Genomic DNA, 21,121 nt, shown 5'->3' with positions numbered 1-21,121 from the left:
CATAAAAAAAGAGTTCCAATTTATAATATGGAACTCCTTTTTTTATAATATAAAATTACCAATCACAAAGAAATATTGATATAAAAGCATGTATACCAATAGAGTATAAAAATTATGCATTTTCTAAATCAATAGAAGGTATGTTCTTTTTTTGATACTCTGAAGGAGTAAGTCCAACTAAATTTTTAAATACTCTATTAAAGGAGGTTTTACTAGGAAAACCGGCTTCGTAACCTATTGCAAGAATTTTATAATGCTTATAGTCTGGGTTTTTCATCAATTGCTTAGCACTGTCTACTCTATATAAATTTATAAAATTATTGAAGTTTTTATGAAAACAAACATTTAATATTTCTGAGAAAAGATGTGTGCTTATGGCTAACTTATCTGCAATATCTGATTGTTTAATTTCATGATCCAAATAAGGTTTTTCTTCCTCCATATAATCTAAAATACGTTTCATGTATTTTTCTTGATCCTGTAAGGTAATCGTAGCCTTTTTGTGTGATGATAATTTAGTATTTTCTTCAATTGTTTCTTGTGCTTGAATTTTTATGGCTAATTCATTCAATTTATCCTTTAATGCTTCATTTTCATTTTCTAAAAGAGTTTTATCATCTTGAAATTGCAAGGATTCTCTGGTTAATTTCATTCTTTTATTCCAATACATAATGGCAAACACTATTAATAAAATGACCAATACACCCCCTAAGAAAATATAGAATTGTTTTTGTTTACTTAAAAATGCAATAGATGCTTTTTGTTTGTCTATAATAGTTGACTTTGTTTTTGATTCTTTTTCTATTTCTAATCGTTTTGCCTTAGATAATGTCTTAAGATATTGCTCTCTAGTTTTTGTAAAGGCTTTTTGTTCTTCTAATGATTTTTGTATGCTATCTAATGATTCATAAGCTTGAGCAAGGTATCGATGAGAATCCATCTTTATTTTTAGAAAATTACCCGAAATGCCTATTTCTTTTGCTTCTTTTAAATATGGTAAAGCTTCTGAATCTTTCTTTAAATTAATACATCCTACAGCAATAGTTAATTGAGCCAAAGCCTTACTTTCTATAGATTCTTTTGGGGTAAAACGTTTTAATGCCTCTGTACTATTATCAATAGCATCCTGATAGCGATCTAATTTTAAATAACAATCAGAAATATTAATCATTGCTCTAATAATAACCTCGTTACGATTATTCTTTACTCCAAAGTCTTTTACTTTTTTCATATACTCAAGAGCTCCTAAAAAATCTTTCTGATGTAAGGCGGTTGTACCCAATGTATTATTGGCTACCAAAACAAACTCTTCAGATTTTTCAACACTTTCAGCAAGGTTAATGACATTTTTCATTGTACTCGATGCCATATCATAATTTCCGATAGCGTTGTATAAATTCCCTAAATTTACCTTAATCAATAATGTTAAATAATCTTTTTCTGGTAATGATTTAACAAACTCTTCAGCTTCAAAATATTTGGATAACGATTGCTCATATTGATCAGTTTGCTGATAATATATAGCCAGATTTAATAAGGATCTAACCCTAATTTCGCCCAGATCATTAGATATAGCAATTTCTAAAACGGTATCTGTATATTCTTTAAAAGCTTTTAAATCTCCTCTGCCATATGCTTCTCTTGATAATTTTTTGTATTTATTTATACTATCTTGAGGTGAAACTACAATTTGATTATGTAATGCTGGAATTGAATCAATATTATCTTGGGCAAAGGTAATAGTAAGACTAAAACAGTAAAGAATACGTAAATAAAAGAGGGTCTTCATTATACAAATGTCTATCGAGAATATAATCTCTTTTCTTATTAAATGTACTACGAAATATGATGTTTTTAAAGAAAAATATTAATCTTTTTTGTTCATAGCACATTGTTCTATCTACTCGTAATAACGAAGAATTACCGTTCTAAAGTATGTTTGTAATTATTCTTTAAGGGTTCTTATTGTTTTATAAGAATGAATAAAGTGTTTTATTAATATTGTCATAATAAAAGACTTTTCTCATCCTATTTATGTTTTCTCAAAATCAATGTAGTATAGTTCAATAGCAATAAATATGTAACACACCTTTTACAAATAATTATAAATCCTTCTAATAAGGATGTATGTTATAATTTATTAATTATGGTAAATTATAACATATGCTGGTTAAGTTAATTACATATAAAAATAGCTCACCAACTAAAACAATCAAATCAAAAAATAAAAATTTAGATAGTAAGTCAATAGATAATGTAAATCAAATAAAATTTTCAATTTTAATGACCTTTTAAAATATGAATAGCAAGTTAATTGGAACACTTATTTCGAATAATTTTCAACCACATAGTCGCCCCAGTCAGCAATAGATTGAATTAACGGAATTAAAGTGTTACCAAAATCTGTTAAAGAATATTCTACTCTTAAAGGAGGTTTTGAAGTGTAAACCTTTCTTTTAATAATTCCATCTTCTTCCAAAGTCTTTAACTGTAAACTTAAAGTTCGTTCGGTTACTGTTGGCATTTTCTTTCTTAACTCATTGTAACGTAACGTTTTTCCCATTAAGTAGAATAAGATTACTGTTTTCCACTTTCCTCCAATAATTCCCATTGTTAGGCTTGCACAACAAGGGTATTGTCTTCCATTAAATTTATGCATAACTCATATAAAATTAAACTATCCTTTTTGACCGTTATTGCAAAACTATAATACTATACTTAATTTTGCAACTATAATTAGTATAGTTAAATTAAAATATAGAATATGAGCTTTCTAGAATCAATGCAGCAACGCTACACAACCAAAAAATATAACGCAACAAAAAAAATTGAAAGTCAAAAAATTCAGGAATTAAAGGAGATTTTACATTTAAGTCCTTCTTCAATAAACAGTCAACCTTGGAAATTTACTTTTGTTTCAGATAATGACAAAAAACAAAAACTTTCAAAAGTTTCGTGGTTAAACACAAACAAGGTTCTTGATAGTGATACTGTTGTGGTATTTAGTAGTATTAACAATATAGATGTATTCGAAAAACAAATTGATCAAGAACTGCCAAAAGGTGCAGTTGATTATTATAAAGAATTTATAAAGCCCCAATCCAAGGAGCAAATAAAAGCCTGGTTTGATCGACAAGTTTATTTAGCTTTGGGTGTTTTATTGAGCGCTTGTGCTGAAATGGGAATTGATGCAACACCAATGGAGGGAATTGAACCAAAAAACTATGACAAAATCTTAAATCAGACAGACTACTCCACCCTTATGGCTGTCGCAATTGGCTATAGAGACAAAGAAGATTTTAATCAACCAAGCAAAAATCCAAAATCAAGAAGAGACATCAACAAAGTTATTACAACAGTATAAAATAGAAAGAATGGAAAATCAAAAGTTAACAATCATAGCCAGAATTTTAGCAAAAGATGAAAAGAGAGAATTAGTCAAAAATGAACTAATAAAGCTTATCGACATCACAAGAAAAGAAAAAGGATGTATTAATTATGACCTGCATCAAGACAACCAAAATAAAAACTTATTTCTGTTTTATGAAAATTGGGAAAGCAGAGAACTATGGCAAACGCATATGAATAACACCCATTTGGCTGAGTATATAAAAGCAACTGATGGTGCTGTCGAAGAATTTATTCTCAATGAAATGTCCCATATCGGATAATAACCACACACAGACAACATATAAAAATAGCAGAAAAGAACTACATTTTAAAATGTAGTTCTTTTCTGCTATCACAGTTTTAAATCAAGTCCATCAAATCTTTTTGGTTTACAACAATCTCTTATTATAAAGTGTTTTAGTACACTCCTTCTAATCCATTTAAATCAAAAAGTGCAATTTTTAGTCCTTTTTTTGTACCTAAAAAGCTTTAATTCTACTTCATCTTTGTAGTGTATTAATCACTAAAATTTAGAATTATGAAATTTGTAACCAAAAGAATACATGCTTTTTTAGATTATCCAGTAGCAATTGCATTAATTATACTTCCATTTTTACTAGGTCTAGGTGCATCTAACCCATTTGCATTTTGGCTTTCTATTGCCACTGGAATAGCAGCACTAATTTTAACAATATTAACGGATCATCATTTAGGAATAGTACGAGTTATTTCATACAAAGCTCATTTAATCGTAGATTTCCTGGTGGCTATAGTTTTTATACTAGCACCATTTATTTTTTCTTTTAAAGGAATAGATGCGTACTATTATTGGATTAATGGTATTGCTGTATTAAGCGTTGTGAGTTTACATAAACCAGAACTAGCTGTTTAGTATTGACTCACAATATATATAGACAATAGCGGTTTGAATTACAATTCAAGTCGCTATATTTTTATTTTGTAAATTACTTTTCGAATATAGAGGTTACATTATTCTAATTTTATGGTAAAACTTGAAGAAGTAATAGATATCCCAAAATTTTCAAATCAGTTAGAAAATAAGGTGTTATATTCTAATCACTCTGATGATATTTCTATATCTTATGATTCTACATATACGTTAAAATATGTCATAGAAGGTGTAAAACATTATAGCTTTAATAATCAAAATATTGAGGTATCAAAAAATCAATATTTAATTTTAAATAACAATAGTAGAATTACTACAAACGCAAAAAGAGGAACAAAAGGATTGTCATTCTTCTTGTCACCTAAACTCATCAATGAAGTATATAGTTATCATACCAATACTAAACCTCAACCTGAATTTCTAGAAGTAATTCAAAAACAAACCAATAATAACGTAAGTCTGCTATTGGAAAAAATAACTCATCTTTATGAGAAAGACTCCATTACTTTCAAACATCAAATAGATCATTTGTTTATTCGACTTTCTGAAACAATTATTCAGGAACAAATCAATATTGATCATAAATTTTCGGCATTAAAAATAATTAAACACAATACAAAAAAAGAGCTCTTTCAAAGGGTCTCTTTGGCTAAGGAATATTTAAATGATAATATAAGTAATACTGTTTCACTAGAAAAAATCAGTAGCAATATTGGAATTAGTAAATATTATTTACATCGATTGTTTACAGAAATTAACGGAATTACCCCTTTAGAATATCTCACTTCTATCCGTTTAGAAAAAGCAAAGAATAGATTACGTTATTCTAAATGTTCTATTTTTGAAATTGCTATTGAGTGCGGCTTTGATAACATTTCCTATTTTTCAAATACATTTAAAAAGCATATAGGTTCTTCTCCAACTCAGTATCGAAATAATGTATAGAAATCTGCAAGATTCTATAAATACATTATCAACCGCATAGGTACTTTTGTTTTCTTAATTAAAATAAAGATTTATGCCTATTAGATTAGCACATATCACTGATTTACATTTGGATGAAGAGTTACCTTCAAAAAATGGTATATCAACAAGAAAACGACTCGATGACATTGTAAAGGATATAAAAAATGAAAAAATCACAGAAGTAATTTGTACGGGTGATATTGGTGAAAATGAAGGAGTATCTTATTTCTTCGGACAACTTAAAACGATCTCTTTATCCATTACTCTTGGCAATCATGATTCATTTACCGAAATTTCTAAATATTATGGTAAAGGAGCGCATTACGATTCTCTAAAATTGTATAGTAGTGTGGAGAAAGAAGAATATAAATTCATATACTTAGATTCTTCTGAAGGTATAATTGATAGCCAACAACTATTTTGGCTTGAAAAAGAACTTGTTTCGCTAAAGTTCATCATCATTTTCATGCATCACCCTGTAATCGGTTTGAATTTAGAAGTTGATAATATAGGAAAGCTTAAAAATAGAGACGCCGTACTGTCCATATTAGAAAGTTATCCTAATAAGATTACTATTTTTTGTGGCCACTATCATATGGAAAGTAAAGTTGTCTACAAAAACATCACTCAGAACATAACTCCCGCTGTTTCCTTTCAAGTTGAGAAAAACCCAAATACCATAGAAATAAACACTTCTATTTTTGGTTACAGAATTATTGAGTTGGAAAAAAATCATCAATCTTCAACAATTAAACTTTTAAGCGATGCAAACTAAAAAACAGTCGCTTATAGAAAGCTTAGTTAATGTTACTGTTGGTTTTTTTATCACTATGATTTCACTACATATTATATTTCCAATACTGGGAATAGAAAATGATTCTGGAAAAAATGTAATCTTAACAATATACTTAACCTTTTTAAGCATACTAAGAAATTATTTTCTTAGGCGATATTTTAATCAGAAGTAAATACATGATTAGGATTCAAAAATTGGTTTCAATTACTAATAAAAGATATAACAGGATTATGTAAATAATTTGTTAGCTAGCTAACAAACTTTCAAGTTTTATAATATTAGATTTGAAATACCAACTTAAATCCTCTTATTACATGAAAAATCTAATTAAACTTTCCGTTTTCTTGACAAGCGATATTTATGCCTATTTCAACTTTAATTGAAATAGGTATTTTAATATTCTACATTTTTTCCATTTTATCTGACTAGTCACAAAGTGATATAGATTTGTATCTATTTTAACTTATATCCGGTATACCTATACCCATAAGTCAGATCAATACCTTGGTAGAATATTGTTAATTATATTCTGATTCTTTTCTAAATCTAGAGAAACCTTCTGCTACAGCATATTTTTAAACAAAATATGATAATCAAAAGCGCTAGTCTCTACAAACTCTATTTGAATTATTAGGAAGATTAATGCATCGTCCTACAAATTACCATACATCACACAGTATGTAAATCATTTTTAATTTTTTAATAATCTTTAAAATAAAATGTCATGACTCTAAAACCGTCCTTTTTAATTGCTAGTATTCTATTTCTATCTTTAAGTGTTTACAATGTCCGAGGGCAAAACACTATCGGTGGTCACTTTGGTTTTGTTCAGCCCATAGTAACCATTCAGGATGGAGATACCACTGATGGATTTGATCCGTATACTATTGGATTTCCAATAGGTGTTACGATTCGCAAAAGTGAAAAATTTGCTTTTGATGTAGAACTCGTTCCTTTTATAAGTTCTATTGAAGATTCTGATGGAGATAATACTAGTGCTGTAAATGAGCTTCTAATACATCCTGGTTTATTATGGGGCATTGGTAATAAACTTACGTTTGGAAATCGGATCGCTTATGAAACTAAAAGTGGAAGATATGGAATTACACCACTTTTAAACAGAGGGTTTTCCTTAGGAAAAACTAATGTATTTGCAGAACTCGTATTGCCCATAAGAGTTGGTAATGACCAAGAAATATCATTTACTGCCGCGTTACATTTTGGTATTGGTTTTTAAACTTGTATTCTTTATAAAAGTCTGTTTGACGATATAATTTTTTTAGATGCTTTATGTGTTAAATCATAGATATTATCTATCTAACTATAATTTTATAAATAATATCAACTTTTATCTGCAAAAAAATAAATTTAACTTTATGAACCGACAATAAAACCACATATTAACTAAAAATTACACAAATGAAAAACAAACTCTTAATAACATTAGCTTTTGCTATGATTCTTTTAACCGGCTGCCATCAAAGTGAAGTAAAAGGTGATGGAGAAAAAAAAGGAAAATGTCCTTTTGGTTTCACTTCTGAAGGACCATCTGGAGGGCTTAACGTAAGCAACGATGGCAAAACCAATAGAGATTGGTGGCCAAACCAACTTGATCTAAGTGTACTTCGACAACATTCATCGCAATCAGATCCTATGGGGCAGGGTTTTAATTATTCAGAACAATTTAATAGCTTGGATTATGATGCACTAAAAAAAGATTTAACCGAATTAATGACAGATTCTCAGGATTGGTGGCCAGCAGATTATGGACATTATGGGGGCTTATTTATTCGTATGGCATGGCATAGTGCTGGTACATATAGAACTGGTGATGGCCGTGGTGGTTCACGAGAAGGGCAACAACGCTTTGCTCCTTTAAATAGTTGGCCTGATAATGGCAATCTGGATAAGGCAAGAAGGCTTCTTTGGCCTATTAAACAAAAATATGGAAGTAAAATCTCTTGGGCAGATTTAATGATACTCACTGGTAATGTTGCTTTTGAATCTATGGGTTTTAAGACCATTGGTTTTGCCGGAGGCCGAGAAGATGTATGGGAACCTGCAAGTAATGTGTATTGGGGACCCGAAGGTAAAATGTTGGATGATGAACGTTATACTGGTGATCGAGAACTAGAAAAACCTTTAGCAGCGGTACAAATGGGACTTATATATGTTAATCCAGAAGGGCCTAATGGTAATCCAGATCCTGTTGCCGCAGCAATAGATATAAGAGAAACATTCGGACGAATGGGAATGAACGATGAAGAAACAGTAGCCCTTATAGCCGGAGGACATACATTAGGTAAAACACATGGCGCTGCAAGTGGTTCACACTTGGGGGCTTCACCAGAAGATGCCACTATTGAAGAACAAGGGCTAGGTTGGAAAAGTGATCATGGAACCGGAAAAGGTAAAGATGCTATTACTTCTGGTTTAGAAGTTATTTGGACCGCTACACCTACCAGATGGAATAATACTTTCTTTGCCAATTTATTTAATTTTGAATGGGAACTAACTAAAAGTCCGGGTGGAGCTCATCAATGGCAAGCAAAAGATGCTGACGAAATATTCCCAGACGCTTTTGATGACAAAAAGAAACATAAACCAACGATGCTAACAACAGATCTTTCGTTACGATTTGATCCTGCATATGAAAAAATTTCAAGAAAATTTCTTGAAAACCCTGAAGAATTTAATGCTGCATTTGCTCGGGCATGGTTTAAATTAACCCATAGAGATATGGGACCTCGAACTACATACCTTGGCCCTGAAACTCCTAAAGAAGAATTTATCTGGCAAGATCCAATTCCATCAGTTGACCACGAATTAATAAATGCAAAAGATATTGCCGCATTAAAATCGAGTATTCTTAATGCAGATGTTACAATTAGTGAACTAGTATCAACAGCATGGGCCTCTGCCTCTACTTATCGTAATTCTGATCGAAGAGGTGGTGCCAATGGTTCTCGTATCCGACTAGAACCTCAAAGAACCTGGGAGGTTAATAATCCAAAACAATTGAATAAGGTTTTAGCAACTTTAGAAAAAATCCAAAGTGATTTTAATACAACAGGAAAAAAAGTATCTATCGCTGACCTGATTGTTTTAGGAGGTTCTGCAGCCATAGAAGAAGCAGCAAAAAAAGCGGGTTATTCTATTGAGGTTCCTTTTACTCCAGGAAGAATGGATGCCTTACAAGAGAAAACTGATATAAATTCAATTGCATTACTCGAACCGATGGCAGATGGATTTAGAAACTATTTAAAAACAAAATACACTTTGACTACAGAAGAATTGCTTGTTGACAAAGCGCAATTATTAACATTAACTGTTCCAGAAATGACAGTTCTCGTTGGAGGTATGCGTGTTTTAAATACCAATCATGATAACTCCAGACATGGTGTTTTTACTAAAAGCCCAGGAACATTAACCAATGATTTCTTTGTTAATCTTTTGGACATGAGTACAGAATGGAAAGCCGTTTCTGAAGCAAAAGAAAAATATGAAGGAAGAGATAGAGCAACTAATGAACTAAAATGGACAGCTACACGAGCAGATCTTATTTTTGGTTCTAATTCTGAATTAAGAGCATTGGCCGAAGTCTATGCTAGTAACGATGCAAAAGAGAAATTTGTAAAAGACTTCGTTAATGCATGGAGTAAAGTAATGAAACTTGATCGATTTGATCTATAGCTATCTATAGAATAAAATGTATATAATCAACCCGCTTAGTTTTAAGATCTAAGCGGGTTTCTTTTAGATGTTTCAATCTTTTGTTCAAAATGTTATAAAGTAACAAACTCTTTGCTTATGCGTCGTAATAAAAACGAACATTATCATGGGAGATATTAAAGAAAAGGTCTGGAGTCAAATTTTTATAATTTACACGAGGTTATTAATTGGTGGAGCATTTGTCTTTGCAAGCATCGTAAAGATTAAAGGAAATCGTTTCACTGCTGAAAGTGGAGAATTGAACCCCATTAATAGCGCTTGGCATTTCTTTGAAACTATGTATCAATCAGGTTTATATTGGAAGTTCATCGGAATTGCTCAATTAATAGCTGGTTTTTTACTAATGACTCAAAAATACTCTAAACTTGGAGCCTTATTTAATTTCCCTATTATTTTGAATATATTCATTATAACCCTATCATATTATTTTGCGTATACCCCGGTAATAACTGGATTAATGTTATTAGCCAATCTATTACTTATTATTTGGGAATGGGACGAAATCAAAATTTTATTTAATTTAACTCCGGTCTTAGACAAAAGAATGCGACTGGAAAAAGATTACATTTGGCAAGTTATTGGACTGATACTATTCTCTTTTATATTTGCTTTTGGATTATTCTTTCATGAGCATAACTTTGGTTTTTGGATTATAGCATGCTTTTTAATCGCTATACTTGGTTTAATATTAGGAATACTTCGAGAAAAGAAACGAAAAAATTATATATAACAAAGTTTATAATGAGTTCGATAATAGTTCTCCATTCTATAGTTAATAATATACCGAGTTTATATTTCAACTAAGAAATAATCATAATTAAAATGTCTAAAAAAACCACAATTAGCGAATCTCTACATCGAACTGAGTTATTCAATCGCGGGGATTTTTTTCTTCAGTATGGTAAACCTTGCATAGAAATAGGAATGCTCATCAAAGGAATTATGAGAGGGATTGTATATGATAATGACGGTAATGAAATTACGACTCACTTTTACCAGGAGAATGATATGATTATTGGTAGTTATATCCCAAAAACAAATGTCGTAATGTCCATAGAAGCATTAGAAGAATGTAAGATTTCTATAGCCGATTATTCTGAAGTTATGTCATGGGTTAATAAAGACAAAGAAATCACGAAAATAGTAACCAACGAATTCCAAAAACTCAATAAACAATTACAGTCAAGATTGGTATCATTATTAAATCTGAATTCTGTTGAGAAATATGAGTTATTCTTAAAAGAATATCCAAGTTTAATTAATCGAATACCTCATTATTATATTGCAAATTATCTGGGTATTACACCAACACAATTAAGTAGAGCACGAAAACAATTTATCAACAAATGTAAATGAGAAAAAAATAAGAAATCCATTTCTTTACATTAAAATATATAATGTAATATACTATGGAAAAACATTTTGAACTCACAGACAAAGCATTTGAAAACTCATTTACTGACTGTACTCTTGATCCAGAAATCTTCAGTCACGAAGCTCATCTAAGACTAGCATGGATACATATTAAAAACTATGGAATTGAACAAGCAGAAGAAAATATTCAAAAACAATTACAAAATTTTATAACTTTTGTTGACGCAAAAGATAAATACAACAAAACCTTAACTATTGCAGCAACCAAAGTTGTAAATCATTTCATACGACAATCAAATTCTAATAATTTTAAAGATTTCATACTTGAGTTTCCACAATTAAAAACGCGCTTTAAACAACTTATTGAAAGTCATTATAGTTTTGATATTTTTAATTCAAAGTATGCGAAGAAAGAGTTTTTAACCCCTGACTTACTTCCATTTGATTAAAACAAAAAAATAACATTCATAATAAAAGATATAATTAAGCTTCTCTAGATTTCTTCTTCAAATCAAACTAGTTATCTTTGAAAGAATACTTAGCAAGTATAAATAATGGGGTTGACTTCACTGATACTTAACGTTATAATTACTTATGGCACCTGCCAGGCTTTTTTCATTGCATTTATTCTATTAAAGTCAGACAATAAAACTCTGTTTAAAAATTTATTTGCATCCCTTTTAATAATTGAAGGCATTACGCTTTTTGAAAGACTTTTAGTAGAAACTCAATTAATTCTTTCTATTCCCCATCTATTGGGTATAAGTTATCCTATTAGTTTTTTAAAACCTCCTTTGATGTTATTTATGACACTTGCAATAACAATTAAAGGTTTTAAGCTATCAAAAAAAATGTATCTGCATTTTATTCCTTTTGGTTTAATATTACTTTCTAATCTTCCTTTCTATTTTTTAAACGGAATTGAAAAATTAGAAACCATAAAAGTCTTCATGGAAAAAGTCCCCTCATTTCAAAGTTTTGATTTTTACTTTAGCTTAAGTTTCTTCGTATATATAGGTGTATACATATATTCAAGTATCAAAAAATTAACTCACTTTAAACTACAGGTCACCAATAATGTTTTGGTAAACTGGTATCATATTGTTTTATCCATTTATTCAGTGTTTTTAGTATTACATCTTATGTATTTTATAATTCAACCCATAGCTAAATACAACTTTGCTTTGGTAAATCAAATGAGTATGCTTGTAATGACTTTTATTATTCAGGCCGTAGCTTACAAACTAATTGACAAATCGACTATATTTAGTAGTAAAACCCCTGATTTAAGTGATTTACAAAAAAGAAAAAAAGATGAAATCCTAATCGCTAATAAATTTGAAATCGACAAAATTTATTTGGATGACACTCTAAATCTTCAACGTTTTTCTGAATCAGTTGCACTTCCTTCTGCTTATGTTTCAGAAATTATTAATCAAAAATTCAACTATTCGTTTAAAAAATTGCTTAATCAATATAGATTAAATGAAGCCAAAAAAATTATTCAAAATGCTAATGGAGAAAAAATAAAACTAATCGAAATTGCCTTTGAATGTGGTTTTAATAACAAGGTTTCATTTTATAGAACATTTAAAGAATTTGAAGGCATCTCTCCTTCAGAATATCTTGAAAAGATAAAACGTAACTAAAACTGTAAAAAAATAAGGTTACAAAACGATTCTGTAACCAAAATGTAATTTTATCTCTTTAACTATGCCTCAAGAGATTAAACGACTATAATTATGAAATATAAAGGTTCAGTAACAATACATCAAGAAAGAGAGGTGGTTGTCGCTCTTTTTATGAATGAAGAGTACAACAAAGAATACCAAGATGGGTTTATAAAAAAAGAGTTAATTAATGGTGTTTCTGGTCAAAAAGGAGCAAAATCAAAAATGTATTATAAATATGGTAAACAAGATATGGTAATCACTGAAACGATCACTAAAAATGATTTACCTCAATCTTTAGAAGCTTTTTATCATCACAAACATATGGACAATACCATGAAATATACCTTTACAGAAGTTAATTCTAAAACAACACAATACGATTATGAATGTGAATATATCAGGATTAATTGGTTTTTACCAAAAATAATAGCCCTCTTTTTTCCGGGTATATACAGAAAACAAGTAGAAAAATGGATGAGTCAATTTAAAGAATTTGCTGAAAAACAATAAACTATGTGGGAAAAAAAGTTAAAAACATACGATCAACTTGTTGCAAAATGTAACCGATTTGAAAGAAAAGGAAAAACAATGCCATACACTTCTGCAAATGGACATATGTTTTCGCTTTTTAATAAGGCTTGAGAAATAGGGTTTAGGTTTTCAAAAGAAGTTCAGGAAAAATATATCAAGGAATTTGATACTACTATTTATAAATCTTACAATGCAGTTATGCGAGGTTATGTACTCATCCCAGAGAATATGCTAAATGATTTAGACAAATTATCAGAATATTTAAATGAAAGCTATGATTATGTCATGAGTTTACCTGCAAAATAGTAGTTATAGCATACCATATATAAAAGCTTTTTATTAAAAAAAATATAAATTTTACATGAACAGCAAACAAAAGCAATGATTATATTTGAATATTCGCTAATTTACCGCGTCAGGTGTTTTATACCCAATGTGAGATCCAATTAAAAAACAGAATAGTTTTTATGAACAAAACATTTATTTTATTAGCAATTTCTATTGTTTTTTGCTGTTGTAGGTCTAGTGGACAAACAACAAATATTTTTGAATCTGAAATACTAAAAATCAAACAAGTTGGTAATAATGTTTTTATGCATATTTCTTATCTAGAGACAAATGATTTTGGAAAAGTTGCGTGTAACGGAATGGTATATTTTAATGAAGATGAAGCTATTGTTTTTGATACTCCCACAAATGATCAAACCTCAAAAGAGCTTATACATTGGATTGAAAAAGAACGAAAAAAGAAAGTTAAAGCTGTTGTAGTTACTCATTTTCACACAGACTGTTTGGGAGGATTACAGCAATTCCATGATAACGGAGCAAAATCATACGCTAATAATACCACGATTAAATTGGTAAAACAAAATAATCTAAAAGTAGTACCAGAATATGGTTTTAAAAATAAAATGAAAATTAAAATAGGTGCTCAAAACGTTCATGTTAAGTTCTTTGGTGAGGGACATACCATAGATAACATTGTCGGATATCTCCCCAATGAAAAAGTATTGTTTGGAGGATGTTTAGTTAAATCAGCCAAAGCAGGCAAAGGTAATCTTGAAGATGCTAATACTAATGAATGGTCTAAAACTGTTGAAAAGATAAAAAAGCAAATCCCTGATTTAAAAATTATAATTCCTGGGCATGGTAAACCGGGAGGAACAGAACTTTTGGATCATACAATTCAATTATTTAAGAAGGCTTAACAATCTAGCCTAACTTATCATAATACTAGAAAAGTATATTTACTCCTAATCATTAAACCAGAATTACTACTGCTTAAAATAGGTTGTTTTGTATTCTAGTCCTAATTCTTTTTTTATAAGCAAGACCTCTGGTTTATCTTTTCTTAAACCAACTTGCCAGTTATTGAAAATCTCCCAAGCATCATTTACAAAAATTGGATCACCATATTGATTAGTTAAAGCCTTGCGAATTCTATCTTCCTCCCCTTTTCCTGTTAAAATCCATACCACATTAAGCTTATTATCTCCAAAACGCGCTTCTACTTTTCTTGGAAACCCTAAATAATCAACTCCAAAACAGTTTATTTGCAGTTGTGCATTAGGGTCAGAGCCATCTAATTCTTCTATATTTATAAATTTACTATTGGCTTCTAATACTGGTTTTAATTCATTCAAAGTCTTTCCTGTCTTAAGAAATGGTGGTATTTTACTTGAATCATTGGATTCAATTTTAGTTGTCGATGGAAAATTGAGATATGGATTTTCCCAAGTAAATAAATTAGTATGCATAGCTTCTTTGGTAATTATCCAAGCTATATCTTTTTTCTTGTTTAAGAATAGTTTATCCTTAACATAAACATCATAATCCATATACGTTCTGGCAGTGTCATTACGTGTCTCTGTAAATGTATTAAAAACATTTCCTTTGGCTTCAATATAGCTAAGTTTGTTATCGGCAAAAGTAAATACCGCTTTTTCAATTATCCCATGCTTTGTTTTTATTTTTGAACAAACCAAATGTTCTTCTTTGGTTTTGGCTAAAGGAAAACTTGGATTATCAATCAAAATTACATTCGTAGTTTCAGAGATATCTTTTAATTTTTGAGTTACGGTCGCCAACGATTCATTCAATTGAGTATCATTGAATATCATTTCTGCCTGTGCACAAAGTACCATGGGAAGTGCAAAAAATAGAGAGATTATAAATTTTTGCTTTAATTTCATAATTGCTATAATTAAATCATCTTTTATATAGATAAAAATTCAGAGCCCATGTTACAGTATTTTAAAGTAAAAAATAATTTAAATAGTTTTCATATCATCAACTGTCAAAAAAAGAAAGAAATTAACATCCATATAATATCATAGAAGGTTTAGTCAAAAAACAAAAGGTCTTTACTTTTTTGTAAAAGCCTTAAATTTTTATAAGTTTAAGAAAAAACCAAAACATACAAGGTTTAAAATAAATATAGTCTGGACAAATACCTAAGAAGCTTCATGAAATATAGATATATATCAATAATTGTATTGTCCGTTTTCACACTTTTCTTTAGTGGAAAAAAACATCAAAAAAATTCAGCTATGGATATCCCCAGAGGCCTGCAATCTTCTATTTCAGAATTTACAAGTCTAGAACAAAAACTTATTTTGAAAGTTGCTAAAAAACTAGAAAGCAATGGGTTTCCCATAAATCAATTGACGAGAATTCATCTCAAAAAAAGAATTGATAATACTACAGATTATTATTCTGATAATGAAATTACTTTTTTTGTTAATCCAGGAATTTACAAAAAAGATAAATTTAATTGGGGAATTGAGAACATCGGTATCGATTGGGAGGATCCTTCTGTGATAAGAACACCAGACGGAGGTATTGAATTTGAAGTTGGTCGCAAAATAAACCCCGAAGACCTTATCATGAACCTTTATCGCTTACAAGATTCTTATGATTATGGCACTCTATTAAAAGATCATAATGTTATCCTGAAAAAAATAAATAAAACCATCGTAAGCAGCACACTAGAAGAAATCAAATATTTCACTGCAAACGGGGTAGCAGAATTAATTAAAAATTATCTTATTGTATTGACCCAGGAGCAAGAATATATATATGAAATGACAATAAGAAGAATGGACAATGAATTTATTGATATTAAACATTTTAATACATTTTTTGAACAGTATCGTTTAAAAATAAATTTAAATACATCAAGGATCGAAATATTAGATAGATTTGATCCCACTTTTTTCCCTACTCCTGTTGCTCATCCTCCTACGCCTATTATTAAAAACAAGAATTAAAGATTAAATTTTACACATCAAAGATTAATTACAATACATTAAATAAAAACGTGAAAAAAATTATAGTATCCATATTTGTATTCTTTATATTATATAACATTAGCGCACAAAAGAGTATGAAAAAGATATCATTAAAACATGGGCAAAGTGGTATTATTGAATATAATGACCTAAAGATAACCACCAACTTAAATATATATGATAAAAGTTCTGCGGCTCACTTAATTGGAGATATATCTTTAGAAGTCCAAAACAATGGCGAATCCATTGCCTCTTTTTATATTAATAATGATCCATCAGAAAGCTCTTATTATGCTAAAGCATATAAAAAATACTTCTTAACATTTTTGATTGAAAACAGCAATTATTATTTAAGTATTGAGCCAATACGATTAGGAAAAATGTTTGCATTATTAAATACAGGAAGTATAATGGTGGGTGATAAAAGTGACTTAGAAATAGAACTAATCGATTGCTATCATGAATGGGGATATGATGGACCTCCCGAAGATAAAGACCGTAAGTACTTTGACACTGCAAATTACACGCTAAAAGTGATAACAAAAGATACCATAAAAAGCTTTAACTTTTATGATAGTATAATCAAAAATAAATATACTATTGCTTTAGAAAATTATACTATTGATATTCTTTCTGATCGATATACACACACCTCTTGCTTACTAGAAATGATTATTAATAAAAAATAGATATTAGATATTAATCATTCTGCTTTTACACTTTCATTTAGCAAAGAAAAAACTAATGAAGTTGTCAATGGTTTTCCATTAGCCTTTTCTCGTATAGTATCGAAAGTATATCTAAAATCACATCCATTTTTATACGCGCTACATCCGTACGCTGTTTTACCTTTTACAACAGTTCCCTCTTGACAAATGGGACAAGACATGGTATTAGGATTTTGTTCTTGATGAGTGGTCTTAGCAACCTTCTTCTCTTCTAAAAGTAATTGAAATTGATCATCGAAACGAATAAGTCCTTCTTTATTCCCTTCAGAAGTTTTAAAACCTTTAAGGTTAACTGTACATCCTTTTTGGAGTAATCGTAAATACTGTTTTTCTGATATCTTTTTTCCCTCAAAAGAAAACGGAAGTACAAAATCACATCCATTTTTATAGTCACTACATCCAAAAGCAGTTTTCCCTTTCAGAAGTTTCCCATGCTTACATTTTGGACATACTTGTTCATTAAGTTTTACTTGTTGTTTTTTGTTTCCTGAGATGGGTTTCTTAGCCGATGTTGTATGGGAGATATTAGCTCGTACTTTTTCTGTACGAACTTCATATACCAAATGATCCACCATTTGTTTCATGTTTTTAATAAAGTTACCAGCATGAAAGTTCCCTTTTTCAATCTCTTTTAGTTGTTTTTCCCATTGTCCTGTAAGCTCTGCAGAAGTGAGGAGTTTATTCTGTATGGTATCAATAAGTTGTATTCCTGTTACTGTAGGAAGAATTTGTTTTTTATTTCGCTCAATATATTTGCGCTTAAATAGAGTTTCGATAATGTTTGCTCTTGTAGATGGTCTTCCAATACCATTTTCCTTCATTAGTTCACGCATTTCATCATCATCTACTTGTTTTCCGGCAGTCTCCATAGCTCTTAATAAAGTAGCTTCAGTATATTGATTAGGAGGTTTGGTTTCTTTTTCTAAAAAAGAAGGTTCATGTGGACCTTTTTCTCCTTTTACAAAAGAAGGAAGTATCCCCTTTTCTTTTTTTTCTTTAGCATTTGGGGTTTCAAAAACCAACCTCCAACCTTTTTCCAAAATCTCTTTTCCCGTAGTTTTAAAAGTTACGGTATCTGCTTTACCAATCACAGTTGTATTGGCTACAGAACAATCATCATAAAACACAGCTATAAATCGTTTGGTAATAATATCATACACCTGTTGTTGGTTATATTGTAAATTGATCTGAACTCCGGTAGGAATAATAGCATGGTGATCTGTAACCTTCTTATCATTAAAAACTTTAGTTGACTTTTTAATCTTTTCATTAAGGATTGGTTCGATCAACTTTTGATAATTTGTTAATTTTCCTAATATGCCAGGTACTTTAGGGTAAATATCATTAGGTAAAAAAGTGGTATCCACTCTAGGATAGGTAATTACCTTTTGCTCATATAACTTTTGTGCAATTTTTAATGTTTCATCCGCAGAAAAACCAAACTTAGTATTACAATAAACTTGCAGTCCAGTAAGATCAAAAAGTTTGGGAGCATATTCTTTGCCTTTTTTCTTAGTGATAGATACAATCTCAAAATCACTTTCTTTAACGACTTTAGCAAAGGTCTCTCCTTCTTCTTTTTTTAAAAACCTTCCTTCCTCACAATTAAACAAAGTATCTCTATAAACCGTTTGTAACTCCCAATAAGGTTTGGGTTTAAAACTCTGAATCTCTTTAAATCGATTTACCAGCATCGCAAGTGTAGGCGTTTGTACTCTACCAATAGATAATACTTGTTTATATCCACCATGCTTAACGGTATATAATCTTGTGGCATTCATACCTAATAACCAATCTCCAATTGCTCTCGAAAACCCTGCATAATACAGATTATCGTACTGCGTAGAGGGTTGTAGGTTTTCAAAACCTTCTTTAATCGCTTCTGTGGTTAATGATGAAATCCACAAACGTTGCACTTCTCCTTTATAATTTGCCTGGTCTATAACCCATCGTTGTATTAGCTCTCCTTCCTGACCGGCATCACCACAATTAATCACTACTGTAGCTTTATCAAACAATTTTTTTACAATACCAAATTGTTTTTTGATTCCAGAATTGTCAACCACTTTGGTTCTGAATTTATCGGGCAACATAGGAAGATTATTAAGATCCCAACTTTTCCAATAAGGTTTATAATCATTAGGTTCAAATAATGTACAGAGATGACCAAAAGTATAGGTTACAGCATATCCATTACCTTCATAATATCCATCGCATTTTACATTTGCTCCTAGTACAGAAGCAATTTCACGGGCAACACTTGGTTTTTCGGCAATACATACTTTCATAACTAAAAACAAAAATAGTCAAAATATAGATTGATTTTTAACAAAACAATTTGACAAAACTCTGAATTAACCAATACATTAGATTTACAATTAAAATTTAACCATGAGTGTAACAAAGACCGTAACTATTAATTTCTATACGATCCTAAAAGCCAAAGTATATAATTTTATTAATCGAAGTATTATTAAATATATAATAGCATCTATTTTAATTGCGATTGTAAATCCAAACCTTTTTGGATCAATGCTTAAAACGGCAATAGGAATCACGTTAATCATTATATTTATCTCACTAATAATCATAGTATTAAGTGCAAAAATTCAATCAAATCGTTTAATATTCAATGCTGTTATCGAATTTAACAATGAATCTATAGCAATACATCATGTTGGTAGTAAACAAAAACCTGAATACAAGAACTGGGATTGGATAACTAGTATTACCGAGAAAAATAATGAAATTTGGTTAAAAACAAATGAAACAAGACTGCGCTATATCAACTTTAATAAAAAGAAATTGACAGTAGAAGAATTAGATTTCTTTAGAAAACGGATGAAAAAATATGACTAGTTAAGTACAAGGTTAAACTTGTTCTTACGACAACAATCAAACTAATGAAAAGAATACAACTTTTTGAATTTGAAGATTTTGATTGGTTCCCGAATACAATAAGAACCAGTATGACTAATCTTATAGTAGTTTTACACAAAATACTAGGAACTAGCGAGGTTATTACCAATCTAATTATAAATATAAAGAACAGACACGATTTTTCACAAATTGTTGATTTAGGCTCTGGATCAGGTGGTGCCATGTTGGAAGTAATAAAAAAAATAAATGACATTAATACATCAGAGTTGGTTCAACTAATTTTAACTGACTTACACCCCAATCCTGATTTTGTAAATCGAATTAACAATAGCCAATTAGCCAACATTATTTATGAACAGACATCTATTGATGCTACTAATTTAACCGAAACACCACCTGGATTAAAGACCATGATGAATAGTTTTCATCATATGCCACCCAATCAAGCAAAAAGCATACTAAAATCTGCTCAAGATAATAACGAACCTATTCTTATATATGAAATGGGAGAAAATTTTGTTCCTACCCTTTTATGGTGGTTATTTTTACCCCTCTCGTTAGCTATACTTTTTATAATGTCACTTTTTATGACACCATTTGTAAAACCATTAACATGGCAACAAATTGTATTCACTTATATCATACCCATCATTCCTCTTTTTTATGCATGGGATGGTCAGGCATCAACAATGAGAACTTATACCTTTAGTGATGTAGAACATCTATTAAAAGACATAAAAAATGACACATACCTATGGGAAATTAAAAAAGCAAAAAAAGATAATGGAAAAAAATTAGGATACTATATTTTAGGACTTCCAAAATAAGCAAAGTAGTTACCCTTATTTTTT

22 protein-coding genes are annotated in these 21,121 nt (G+C 29.9%); 18 read left to right on the top strand and 4 right to left on the bottom strand.

What is annotated here, in order from left to right:
* Window positions 1–112: 112 nt before the first annotated feature.
* On the bottom strand, window positions 113–1,789 hold the full coding sequence (locus PQF96_RS14675; protein ID WP_271767046.1) for an AraC family transcriptional regulator: 1,677 nt from the start codon (window positions 1,787–1,789) through the stop codon (window positions 113–115).
* A gap of 534 nt (window positions 1,790–2,323) precedes the next feature.
* Entirely contained in the window at window positions 2,324–2,659 is a 336-nt protein-coding gene (locus tag PQF96_RS14670) for a winged helix-turn-helix transcriptional regulator (RefSeq protein WP_143918258.1), read from the bottom strand.
* Window positions 2,660–2,764: 105 nt separating this feature from the next.
* Here PQF96_RS14670 and PQF96_RS14665 point away from each other — a divergent pair, with 105 nt between their 5' ends.
* From PQF96_RS14665 to bla, 14 genes are all read left to right on the top strand, one after another.
* Window positions 2,765–3,364, top strand: coding sequence for a nitroreductase family protein (locus tag PQF96_RS14665; protein ID WP_271767045.1), 600 nt, complete (start codon window positions 2,765–2,767; stop codon window positions 3,362–3,364).
* 10 nt (window positions 3,365–3,374) lie between these two features.
* Window positions 3,375–3,671 carry a putative quinol monooxygenase gene (locus PQF96_RS14660; protein ID WP_271767043.1) on the top strand — a complete coding sequence of 99 codons (297 nt, stop codon included), beginning with the start codon at window positions 3,375–3,377 and terminating at the stop codon, window positions 3,669–3,671.
* Window positions 3,672–3,928: 257 nt separating this feature from the next.
* Window positions 3,929–4,282, top strand: a complete 354-nt coding sequence (locus tag PQF96_RS14655; protein WP_109437639.1) for an SPW repeat domain-containing protein — start codon at window positions 3,929–3,931, stop codon at window positions 4,280–4,282.
* A 111-nt stretch (window positions 4,283–4,393) separates the two neighbouring features.
* Window positions 4,394–5,245 (top strand): helix-turn-helix transcriptional regulator, encoded by an 852-nt coding sequence (locus PQF96_RS14650; protein WP_109437640.1) that lies wholly within the window; start codon window positions 4,394–4,396, stop codon window positions 5,243–5,245.
* 73 nt (window positions 5,246–5,318) lie between these two features.
* Window positions 5,319–6,041: a metallophosphoesterase family protein gene (locus PQF96_RS14645; RefSeq protein ID WP_271767040.1), complete on the top strand. Its 723-nt coding sequence runs from the start codon at window positions 5,319–5,321 to the stop codon at window positions 6,039–6,041.
* Window positions 6,031–6,234 (top strand): DUF7220 family protein, encoded by a 204-nt coding sequence (locus tag PQF96_RS28665; protein WP_109437642.1) that lies wholly within the window; start codon window positions 6,031–6,033, stop codon window positions 6,232–6,234. Before PQF96_RS14645 ends, PQF96_RS28665 begins: the two co-directional genes overlap by 11 nt.
* 552 nt (window positions 6,235–6,786) lie before the next feature.
* A complete protein-coding gene (locus tag PQF96_RS14640; RefSeq protein ID WP_271767038.1) occupies window positions 6,787–7,299 on the top strand; it encodes a hypothetical protein in 513 nt (170 codons plus the stop codon).
* 182 nt (window positions 7,300–7,481) lie between these two features.
* Window positions 7,482–9,755, top strand: coding sequence for a catalase/peroxidase HPI (gene katG / locus PQF96_RS14635; RefSeq protein ID WP_271767036.1), 2,274 nt, complete (start codon window positions 7,482–7,484; stop codon window positions 9,753–9,755).
* 145 nt (window positions 9,756–9,900) lie between these two features.
* A complete protein-coding gene (locus PQF96_RS14630) occupies window positions 9,901–10,524 on the top strand; it encodes a hypothetical protein (RefSeq protein ID WP_271767034.1) in 624 nt (207 codons plus the stop codon).
* A 92-nt stretch (window positions 10,525–10,616) separates the two neighbouring features.
* Window positions 10,617–11,150, top strand: coding sequence for a Crp/Fnr family transcriptional regulator (locus tag PQF96_RS14625; RefSeq protein ID WP_271767032.1), 534 nt, complete (start codon window positions 10,617–10,619; stop codon window positions 11,148–11,150).
* A gap of 53 nt (window positions 11,151–11,203) precedes the next feature.
* A complete protein-coding gene (locus tag PQF96_RS14620; RefSeq protein ID WP_271767030.1) occupies window positions 11,204–11,617 on the top strand; it encodes a hypothetical protein in 414 nt (137 codons plus the stop codon).
* 348 nt (window positions 11,618–11,965) lie between these two features.
* Window positions 11,966–12,817, top strand: coding sequence for a helix-turn-helix domain-containing protein (locus PQF96_RS14615; RefSeq protein ID WP_271767028.1), 852 nt, complete (start codon window positions 11,966–11,968; stop codon window positions 12,815–12,817).
* 93 nt (window positions 12,818–12,910) lie between these two features.
* Window positions 12,911–13,351: an SRPBCC family protein gene (locus tag PQF96_RS14610; RefSeq protein WP_271767026.1), complete on the top strand. Its 441-nt coding sequence runs from the start codon at window positions 12,911–12,913 to the stop codon at window positions 13,349–13,351.
* Between the two features lie 488 nt (window positions 13,352–13,839).
* Window positions 13,840–14,580: a subclass B1 metallo-beta-lactamase gene (gene bla / locus PQF96_RS14605; protein ID WP_271767024.1), complete on the top strand. Its 741-nt coding sequence runs from the start codon at window positions 13,840–13,842 to the stop codon at window positions 14,578–14,580.
* Window positions 14,581–14,646: 66 nt separating this feature from the next.
* Here bla and PQF96_RS14600 read toward each other — a convergent pair whose 3' ends face one another.
* Complete coding sequence (locus PQF96_RS14600) at window positions 14,647–15,564, bottom strand: hypothetical protein (RefSeq protein ID WP_271767023.1); 918 nt, start codon at window positions 15,562–15,564, stop codon at window positions 14,647–14,649.
* Between the two features lie 357 nt (window positions 15,565–15,921).
* On the opposite strand from PQF96_RS14600, the gene PQF96_RS14595 reads away from it, so the two are divergent.
* Together PQF96_RS14595 and PQF96_RS14590 are read left to right on the top strand one after the other, a co-directional pair.
* The gene (locus PQF96_RS14595) at window positions 15,922–16,641 is read left to right on the top strand and encodes a hypothetical protein (RefSeq protein WP_271767022.1); all 720 of its coding nucleotides are present in this window, start codon (window positions 15,922–15,924) and stop codon (window positions 16,639–16,641) included.
* Window positions 16,642–16,757: 116 nt separating this feature from the next.
* Window positions 16,758–17,351 carry a hypothetical protein gene (locus PQF96_RS14590; protein WP_271767020.1) on the top strand — a complete coding sequence of 198 codons (594 nt, stop codon included), beginning with the start codon at window positions 16,758–16,760 and terminating at the stop codon, window positions 17,349–17,351.
* Window positions 17,352–17,365: 14 nt separating this feature from the next.
* Here the strand turns inward: PQF96_RS14590 and PQF96_RS14585 are convergent, their stop codons facing one another.
* The gene (locus tag PQF96_RS14585) at window positions 17,366–19,678 is read right to left on the bottom strand and encodes a type IA DNA topoisomerase (RefSeq protein ID WP_271767019.1); all 2,313 of its coding nucleotides are present in this window, start codon (window positions 19,676–19,678) and stop codon (window positions 17,366–17,368) included.
* Window positions 19,679–19,781: 103 nt separating this feature from the next.
* On the opposite strand from PQF96_RS14585, the gene PQF96_RS14580 reads away from it, so the two are divergent.
* On the top strand, window positions 19,782–20,249 hold the full coding sequence (locus PQF96_RS14580; RefSeq protein WP_271767017.1) for a hypothetical protein: 468 nt from the start codon (window positions 19,782–19,784) through the stop codon (window positions 20,247–20,249).
* Window positions 20,250–20,293: 44 nt separating this feature from the next.
* Window positions 20,294–21,097 carry a hypothetical protein gene (locus PQF96_RS14575; protein ID WP_271767016.1) on the top strand — a complete coding sequence of 268 codons (804 nt, stop codon included), beginning with the start codon at window positions 20,294–20,296 and terminating at the stop codon, window positions 21,095–21,097.
* Window positions 21,098–21,121 lie beyond the last annotated feature (24 nt).

The sequence above is a fragment of the Aquimarina algiphila genome (genome assembly GCF_947494415.1).
GTDB lineage: Bacteria > Bacteroidota > Bacteroidia > Flavobacteriales > Flavobacteriaceae > Aquimarina > Aquimarina algiphila.
This window is presented reverse-complemented; position numbering and strand designations above follow the sequence as displayed.